Annotated in this window: 4 protein-coding genes; all 4 read left to right on the top strand. The window is 45.0% G+C overall.

All coding sequences use genetic code 11. The features are described from left to right. Window positions 1-349 precede the first annotated feature (349 nt). The 4 genes from QH73_RS25565 to QH73_RS25550 are packed head-to-tail and all read left to right on the top strand — an operon-like array spanning window position 350 to window position 1,936. Window positions 350-889 (top strand): hypothetical protein, encoded by a 540-nt coding sequence (locus tag QH73_RS25565; RefSeq protein ID WP_132867561.1) that lies wholly within the window; start codon window positions 350-352, stop codon window positions 887-889. Then, window positions 889-1,113: a hypothetical protein gene (locus QH73_RS25560; RefSeq protein WP_132867560.1), complete on the top strand. Its 225-nt coding sequence runs from the start codon at window positions 889-891 to the stop codon at window positions 1,111-1,113. The genes QH73_RS25565 and QH73_RS25560 overlap by 1 nt, the downstream gene beginning before the upstream one ends. Window positions 1,114-1,166: 53 nt before the next feature. Continuing rightward, the gene (locus QH73_RS25555) at window positions 1,167-1,610 is read left to right on the top strand and encodes a hypothetical protein (protein ID WP_132867559.1); all 444 of its coding nucleotides are present in this window, start codon (window positions 1,167-1,169) and stop codon (window positions 1,608-1,610) included. Next, window positions 1,607-1,936, top strand: coding sequence for a hypothetical protein (locus QH73_RS25550; protein ID WP_132867558.1), 330 nt, complete (start codon window positions 1,607-1,609; stop codon window positions 1,934-1,936). The genes QH73_RS25555 and QH73_RS25550 overlap by 4 nt, the downstream gene beginning before the upstream one ends. Window positions 1,937-2,022: the final 86 nt, after the last annotated feature.

Here is a 2,022-nt window from a genome sequence, read left to right as displayed (position 1 = left end):
ATTAGAAATTCAAGAGCACCCTTTTAACCGGGATTGTTTTCAATATATAGAACACGACCGCACTTATTCGCTAAATCCTGGTACTCATCGCGTTTATGGGCGGACAGCAAGAAAACCCGTTCGTAGACGGCGCGTAGACGTGAAGTTTCAATTCGCCCAATTATACATTTGGGGAAAACCTCACCCAGTTAACCTTGTAGCCACCGGGAATAGTCGAAAATCACAAGTAATTGAACGCGTCTAAAACAACTTATTACAAAAAATTATTCGACTACTTAAAGTTATCTCGTTGAAAATTATGCCCGAAAACGCGTGCTAGAACTAAATCGACGTTTATCCATATTCTCAAATGGCAAACAGAAAAAGCGTTGAACAATTAAAAAGACAGCTTCAATACGCTCAAAACAAAGCCGCGTATAAACCGCCAGCAAGAGAAGAAGGTGCCCCCACTCGGCGCTCTCCCAGAACTCCTTATGCTTACAAACCAATGCAAATTGCTGCTGGTGAGGCTGCTAAAAGATATCTTGTACAAGCGTCTAAAGAAGCGGTAGAGTTTTTCGGAGTAGCTAATCTACGATTGCAAGATGCAGGCGCACAGGAACCATTGCCAAGAGGCGCTCAACCCGCAAAGGTTAAAGCAGTTGTCGCCGATGGGACTCCAAATTTAGTTAAAGCGGTCGCCAGCAAACGTCCTTATATTCGCTATGTCAGGGGTGAGCGCGGTAGCCGAGTTCAAAGCACTTTTACTGCTCCGATTTCCATTCAATCAGTTGCGGCTTTAGATGATGAAGTCAGAGCAGTGTTTACAGCAGTTAAAGGAAAACTTGGTGGGGCGTACGGGCGTGTCTCTTTTGAACCAGAGAGATTTGTGCTGACAGGTAGTGGTTGATGAGTGGTTTTTTTGAGCGATTAGAGCGAGAGAATGAAATTATCATCCATCCCGGTCAATCCCAGGGAGAATTTCTTGAAGAATTCATTCGCATGTGGGCAGTTGTTAGGATGCAGGAAGATTTCTTGTCAGGAAAGCTAGAAGCTGATACCTTTCTTGATTTTTTGGATCAGCAAGAATTTGATGTTTATCAGCTTGCTGATAATTGTTGGAATCCATGCTAAATGCTAACTTCACTCAGTTGGGGGCGTGGGAGTTGACTTACTTTCAAAGGCTGATGACAAGCCGCGCTGAAGAGTATAGATACGGGACTACTTACATCGACCCTATAGAACTCCCCTACCTCACCCACTGTCGCATTTTTTTGGTAGGCGCAACTTCCTTTAAAGCAAAGCCTAGCTGGTATCGTGCCGGCTACCTTCATCAACAGATTGATGGGGTAGCGGTTGATGATTCAGTAGTTTTCGAGGGGCTGCAAAGCACACCGACAACTGCTATAGATGGCAGTCAGCGAATGATTCCCCTCAATTCTATGCAGTTAGTGGTGTTTCCCAAACTTGCTGATTCTTATCGCTTGCGATTTCAGCCTATGCGGTGGTTAAAGGAGCTAACTTTAGGAATTTGGGAATACCGAGGGATTGAGAGCGATTCTACGGAAGACCTCATACAAGTTGTACGAGCGAAATTAGAAACAATTGAATTTAAGGTTGACCAGCTATGACGCTAACTTTTACTGAATTAGGGAATTATCTTCCCGCTGGAGCAATTGAGTTTGTCGGCAATAATCAGGTGAAGTTGAATTTCTCCCAAATTTCCAACAACCCGCTCACCCTAGACTCTTCTTTAGTAGAAGTGGTGACTCGGTTACTCCAGGGATTGGCGATCTACACCGAACGCATCAACGAACAACGAGCTAGCCTTAGTCCTCCGTTACCTCCTATTGATTTTGCTTCGATGGCACTGACCGGAACTCCTCAACAGCCAAAATACCAATTTATTGTAGAAGTGGCGGTGGATACGGCTACTTTTGCAAGTAATTTAGCTTAATCGGGCAGAAGCCCCACGTCTCACCCGTAGGGGAGCGTGGGATGAATGCCCGGACAAAAAGAGTGCATTCCCCGACCAATGTCAAC

It is taken from the genome of Scytonema millei VB511283 (assembly GCF_000817735.3).
GTDB classification, from domain to species: Bacteria; Cyanobacteriota; Cyanobacteriia; order Cyanobacteriales; family Chroococcidiopsidaceae; genus Chroococcidiopsis; species Chroococcidiopsis millei_B.
Note: the sequence above shows the minus strand (reverse complement) of the source record. Positions and strands in the feature narration are given on the sequence as shown.